Below are 6,226 nucleotides of genomic sequence, written 5' to 3'. Positions count from 1 at the left end.
CCCGGATAGCGGGTGATGAAGTCCGCCATACCGTGGATGTCCTCGATGCGGAATGCGGGTTTGTCCTCGCTGCGTGGCTCGCCACCGCTCCCACCCTGGTAGGCGGCATCCGCGGTGATCGTGATGTAGCCCTGTTCCGCCAGGTGCTGGCCATACAGGCCTGCGACCTGTTCCTTAACCCCGCCGTTCGGGTGCGCCACGACGATCGCAGGATACTTCTGGCTCGGATCGTAGTTTGCCGGCGTGTAGACGTTGGCGACAATATCCAGGCCATTGAGCTTGTAGGTGACCGGGTGGATATTGACCTTGCCCGGCTCGTTCTTCGTGATCGCGCCGTCATAGACCAGTGTAAACGGATTCTGCTTGTAGTCGGCGGCGACAGCCGTGGCATTGGTCATTGCTGGAACTCCTACTATAGCACCTGAGAGAACAAGCGCGGAGGCTCCGAGGAACTCACGCCTTGTTTTGTTGATGACTTCGTCGGTCATTTCGAACTCCAATCTTTGATCCGGGGGGAAGGGTCAATCCAGTTTCTTCTCGGCAAGGAACTGCGAGACCTGATCCGCGATCCGGAGATTGTTCAGGTCGGACATCAGGAAGTGCGTATTGCCGCGAATTCCGATCTCCGGAAGATGCACCAGCCGGGCGTCACCGCCATGCTTGTTGATGGCATCGACCCAGAGCCGGGCCATAGCGAGCCGCACCCGCCAGTTGTCCTGTCCGCGCTCCGTGGTCGGCTCGACCGGGAAGTTGTCGCCGTAATAAATAATGATCGGGATGCGGGTGAGCTTCTCGAAATCTGCCAATGGCACGGCCTCGGGCGACAGTGTGCCGGCTGCGCTCGGCATCGCTTCAGGCAGTTCGCCTTCGGGGAAGATGAAGCCACTTCCTGGTTCGAACGCGACGATGGCCTTGACGTTCGGATTCTTGATCGCGGTCAGCCAGCCCGGACCGCCGCCCTGCGAATGGGTGAAGAGGATGGCCGGACCGATTCGACCGAACAGCTCTGACATCGCATCCGAGATCAAGCCGGCATCGTATGGTCCGGTGTTGGGCGTGACGGACCGGAAGAACTGGTCCAGGGTCCCCGGCTTCCGATCGAACTGGACGTTGTCGAAGAAGTTTGGCCATTTGCCGAGCCGGAATTGATCGAAGAAGAGCTGATCGTAGGGCGTGGGCTCGATCGTCGTGGCCACGGTGCTGTTGCCGGCGCGTCCGCGGCGCGGCTGATCGATCAGGTAAGTGGTGAAGTTGCGGCGCAGAAAAATGTTTTGGAAGCCTTCCCGCCCGTCGGACGTGGTCTCCCAACTGCGTGCCGATTGATAAGCACCATGCAGCATCACAATAGGCCGCGGCCGCGGATTCTGCGGCATCTGATAGAAGGCGTAGAGGTGATCACCGTGAAGGGTCTGACCTTTGTTAGAAGGGTTGTTGTTGTTGTAGGTTCCGGGGGTGCTTAGGACTGTGCCGCCGACCGCGAAGCTGCCTTGTTCCTGGATCACAAGAGGCCCGGATTTCTGAGTCTGTTGTGCCACTGCTGCAGACGGTGTCAGAATACTGGCGGATACGAATAGAGTTGCGGAGAGAAACTTCCAGGCGCTCACAGTCGGGTCCTTCTGTCTGTTCAACGTGATTAGAATGTACGCGCAACATTAGTTGTTGATTAGGCCGCTAAGTTCGATAAGGCTAATAAGGCAGGCTAATTAATAGACTCCCCGCGGTTGTCGTCACGGAGGCGTCAGCAGACTGAACGCCCTCGCCTTTTTCGTCGACGTTTCCATCAACATCGCGCTCGATGGTGGCTCGGCTTCCGGCTCCCGAAATCTTGTGCGAAACCGCATAGCCCCAGAGAAATTACCGGTCTCTGCGACGAAGACGCTGAGCATAATCCGATCCGAACTTGATCCCCCAGCGTCGGATCGTTTCATAAGAAACCGTGACCCCGCGTTCCACAGCATTTCCTCGACCAGGCGCAAGCTCAATGGAAATCTGTAATAGAGCCAGACGGCATGGGCGATAATTTGCGGCGGGAAACGGTGACGTTTGTAGGTGACAGAAGGCTGGCTCATGCCATGCCTTCTGGCCCAGAAATGCCGACGCCAAGTTTATGTGCCCTAACTCAGCCGTTGCGACAGAACCCGTCTAGCGGACATCTTTCATCCAGACCGAAAAAGACTCGATGACCGCCGCCCGGGGACTATGAGGCATCGAGACGATGTAGAAACCGTAGCCCGGCAAAGACAGCGGATGCGCTTTGACGAGCAAACCATTTTCCAACTCATGGCCGACTATGACATCGCTGCATATGGCAATTCCCTGCCCTGCCAGGACCGCGTCAATCGCGTGCAGTTCTTCCCGAAAGCTCAGATCCCACGCCTTGTCCACCTTCAGATTGGGATCGATCGACCGCGCTTTCGACAGCCATTGCCGCCAGGTCGGGGCCTCGGGATCCTTGTTCAACCAATCAAAATGGATCAATGGAAAACGCAGGAGATCCGAGACGCGCTGAACCGGACGGCCGTCCCGCTCGAGCAAATTTGGGTTGCAGACCGGAAAAAACGTATCGCGACAGACCTCCTGTGCAGGAAAGTCCGAAGGTGGCCTGCGGGCATAGCGGATCGCGACATCCGCGGCCCCGGCGCGCAGATCCAGCACCGCATCGGTCCCGATGATCTCCAACGGAATGGTCGGGTGTGCTTCCCGCCACCTTGGCAGGCGTGGGACGAGCCATCGACTTGCAAAGGCATTCGGGCTCGTAACCCGCAAAGGCGCCTGCTCATCGGTCTCGGCAACGGCGGCGATGGCACCTGCGAGGGCGTCAAAGCCATTGCGCAGAGCCGGAAACAGTCGCGCGCCCGCGCTCGTTAACACGAGAGGCCGCGGACGCCGCTGAAACAGTTGGCGACCGCACGTCCCCTCCAGCAATCGGATTTGATGGCTGATCGCTGTCGGCGTAACGCCGAGCTCCTCTGCAGCGGCCTTGAAGCTTCCATGCCTCGCAGCCGCCTCGAAGGCGTGCAACGAGCGAAGAGGTGGAAGCTTTCTCATGTAGACAATGTAGATGAATTTCTCTCATCCAGCACCTGAGATCTTCGATATTGCAGTTGGTTGCGGCCATGTGAGACCATGTGGAAAGCTGGGAGGCGTGCGGCGATGGAGTTGAAGAGGCCAATTGACCGTCCAACGGGCAAATTTCAGCCCGGCCCTTCAGTCATGGAGAAGCTTCGGGAAGGCTATCGGGGCGACCTGATCATGCCGGGAGACGCCGCCTACGACGAAGCGCGCAGGGTCTGGAACGGGGCCATCGACAGGCGGCCGGCCCTGATTGCCTACTGCGCCGACACCAACGATGTGATCCAGGCCGTGACCTTCGCCAGGTCGCACAACTGTCTCGTGGCGGTTAGAAGCGGCGGCCACAACGTCGCAGGCCTGTCGGTCTGTGACGACGGCATGGTCATCGACCTGTCGCGCATGAAACACATCGCAGTCGATCCTATCCGCCTCGTTGCCCATGCCGAGGCTGGTCTGAGCCTGGGCGAGTTCGATACGGCGACGCAGGCGTACGGTCTGGCGACGACGATGGGCGTCAACAGCGACACCGGCATCGCCGGGCTCACGCTCGGTGGCGGCTTCGGCAAGCTCGGCCGCAAATATGGTCTGACTTGTGACAATCTCATCGCGGCAGAGGTCGTCACAGCCGACGGGAGGCTACTGAGGGCGAGCGCCTCCGATCATTCCGATCTGTTTTGGGGGTTGCGGGGCGGTGGTGGCAATTTCGGAATCGTGACGGCGTTTGAGTACACGCTTCATCCTGTCGGCCCGGCCCTTCTCGTCGGTTCGGTGCTTTACCCCTACGATCAGGCGCGCGAGGCGATCCGCTTTTATGACGACTTTGCCCGCAATGCGCCGGACGAACTAAGCGTCGACGCGGCGCTCGTGACGATGCCATCGGGCGAACGGTTCTTCAGCGTTTCAGCCTGCTACGTCGGACCGCCCGAATCCGGTGAGTCCGTCCTTGCTCCTCTGATGGAGTTCGGCTCGCCCGTGGAAACCAGCCTCGGAGCCATCCCCTACCTTCAGATCCAGTCGAAGGGCGACGCCATTTTTCCCCGTGGGCGCCGCTACTACTGGAAAGCCCAGTTCCTCAGCGAAATCAGCGATTCCGCCATCGATGCGCTGCTCGAAGCCTACGCAGGCGCGCCCTCCGTCACCTCGCTCTTGGTCTTCCAGCAGGTCGGCGGCGCTATTGCCCGCGTGCCGAAATCTGAAGCTCCCTACGCCAATCGTGACGCGCTCTATGACTGTTTCCCGATCGCGATCTGGGATGATCCGGCGGATGACGAAGCAAACATCCAGTGGGCTCGCGCGATGTGGAGCGCCGTCAGGCCATATGCGACCGGCGGCGTCTATGCGAACAACCTGGGCGATGAGGGCGACGATCGCGTGCGCGAAGCCTATGGCGAGAACTATGCCCGCCTAGTGGCGCTCAAAGCGAAATATGATCCGGCTAATTTGTTTCGGCTGAACCAAAATATCCCGCCGACAGCACCTTGATCGTCGATCCGCAGCAACCTCGACGGAATAAAGTGTTGGAGCATTTGGATGGGATGCAGGTGCACAGTCGCTGGACTAGCCTTGCTGCTGCCAGGTGTGAGGGAACCCTACACCTATGCATCCATCGCGGATGTGAAGCCTGAGGCGCTATTGCCGGTCTGATCGTTCCCAAAGCCCGTCGCGATCTGAGCTTCGTCTGAGTTAAGCAAACTCCATGCCTCGATGCCTGTTCAAATGCCGTTTTGTTCAAAATCGCAGGCTATTAATAAATGTTCCTTTGAAAATGCCGATAATAGGCGATTTCAGGCATTTTTAATTGTTGCCCAAATGTCTACAATCTCGATTAAAAGCCTGTTTTGTCTCGCCTATTCAATAGTACATCTCGAACAGAGTGTGGACTGCAGACCCGCTAGTTATGCCCTCTCGTTCCGAATAAATATTAGATTTGGCTAAAACAGGAATGAAAGCGGCCAAACGAACGACCATTCGACTTTCTCCCTCGTGGTCGAGCAGACGTTCCAAATTCTCCATCTGCGAGGTATCATTCGGAGGCGCATTAGGCGCGGCGCTTAGACTCGCAAACGCCTAAGCGAGAACACAGGAGTCGGTCGATGACGAGCACACGAATTTCGCAGGGCTTCTGATATGGTAGCGACCTCTCGCCCTAGAACCACCGGTGTGCGGCAATTCCTTAATTTTGAGCAGCAGCGCGATTGGATAGAGGGCAAGATCGACTTGCCGGACACGAGCGATCGCTTGGAGTCCCTGGAACAGCGCTTCAAATATGTCGCGCGATTTGAGAAGCTACTTAGTCGCCCGCAAGCAGGGAAAGTACTGGAGATTCTCGGGCTATACGGTCCAAGCTGCATTCCCATACTACGCAAGACCGAGCGCTACTACTGGTCGGTTTCCTGTCTGCCGTCGACCTCGGACAAGCCGCTCGTCCGCGTCAATGCGAGCTGGATGGAGCTTTTCACGCTCTATGCCCAAGACGCAGATATCCGCGCCAGATTCATCGTGCATCTTTCGGATTTCACTACGGATCGTTCAGCCACGCCGAGCCGAGTGGACGAACCCTTTCTCGAGCAAAGCGTCGCGATGCCAGAGCACGTCAGTTATTTCTTCCCGCGTGGTGCGGACATTTTCGGCATCAATGTGCGCGGCTCTGTCTCGATCCGCAAATTCCTCACGAGCCGCCGCGTGTTGCAGGCCATTCGGACCTTCAACCTGACGCACATGAACCGGGGGCGGAACGCCTATCAGGCGAGCCATTGTTACAGCGTGGCGGATTACATGCAGGCAGATTGAGGGGGTCTTTAATGCGCATCCTGGCGAACTCGCAGGCACCGTCGCGACCCCATTTCGCGAGGTCAAAAAGACAACGGCGGCGCACTTGCACTTGACTGTCTCGGCCTAACAACCGACCTCGGGCCGGTGTGCGCCCCCATTCCCGCCGTCCAGTCCAGCGTGATCAATCCCGAAAGCTGCCGGTCCGATCAATTACCAGCAACGTGGGTATCGGTTGAGCTTCGAAAGATCGACGTAGTGATACCTGTTATAGGCTTCGCCAGCCCCCCGCTGGGGCTGGTGCGCAACGAGCCGGCAGGTCTCACTCGCCACTTGGTAGGTCGGTACCAGCCCGATTCGCTCCGACGTTTATCAAACGTTCTGG

Annotated in this window: 5 protein-coding genes and 1 pseudogene; 2 read left to right on the top strand and 4 right to left on the bottom strand. The window is 58.3% G+C overall.

The window, feature by feature from the left end:
* The 4 genes and pseudogenes from AAAC48_RS08520 to AAAC48_RS08505 form a co-directional block, all read right to left on the bottom strand.
* Positions 1 to 398 (bottom strand): alpha/beta hydrolase (locus AAAC48_RS08520; protein ID WP_340653766.1); only part of this gene is annotated, 398 nt, incomplete at its 3' end.
* Positions 399 to 521: 123 nt separating this feature from the next.
* Complete coding sequence (locus AAAC48_RS08515) at positions 522 to 1,604, bottom strand: alpha/beta fold hydrolase (protein WP_340653765.1); 1,083 nt, start codon at positions 1,602 to 1,604, stop codon at positions 522 to 524.
* Between the two features lie 268 nt (positions 1,605 to 1,872).
* Positions 1,873 to 2,069: pseudogene (locus tag AAAC48_RS08510) on the bottom strand (IS6 family transposase); the annotation flags it as partial.
* A gap of 73 nt (positions 2,070 to 2,142) precedes the next feature.
* Positions 2,143 to 3,048 (bottom strand): LysR substrate-binding domain-containing protein, encoded by a 906-nt coding sequence (locus AAAC48_RS08505; RefSeq protein WP_340653764.1) that lies wholly within the window; start codon positions 3,046 to 3,048, stop codon positions 2,143 to 2,145.
* Between the two features lie 105 nt (positions 3,049 to 3,153).
* Here AAAC48_RS08505 and AAAC48_RS08500 point away from each other — a divergent pair, with 105 nt between their 5' ends.
* Both AAAC48_RS08500 and AAAC48_RS08495 read left to right on the top strand, forming a co-directional pair.
* Positions 3,154 to 4,554: an FAD-binding oxidoreductase gene (locus AAAC48_RS08500; protein ID WP_340653763.1), complete on the top strand. Its 1,401-nt coding sequence runs from the start codon at positions 3,154 to 3,156 to the stop codon at positions 4,552 to 4,554.
* 645 nt (positions 4,555 to 5,199) lie between these two features.
* Positions 5,200 to 5,862 carry a hypothetical protein gene (locus tag AAAC48_RS08495; RefSeq protein ID WP_340653762.1) on the top strand — a complete coding sequence of 221 codons (663 nt, stop codon included), beginning with the start codon at positions 5,200 to 5,202 and terminating at the stop codon, positions 5,860 to 5,862.
* Positions 5,863 to 6,226 lie beyond the last annotated feature (364 nt).

Source organism: Phyllobacterium sp. (assembly GCF_037994405.1).
Taxonomy (GTDB): Bacteria; Pseudomonadota; Alphaproteobacteria; order Rhizobiales; family Rhizobiaceae; genus Phyllobacterium.
The sequence above is the reverse complement of the archived record's forward strand: the minus strand, read 5'-3'. Positions and strand labels throughout refer to the sequence as shown.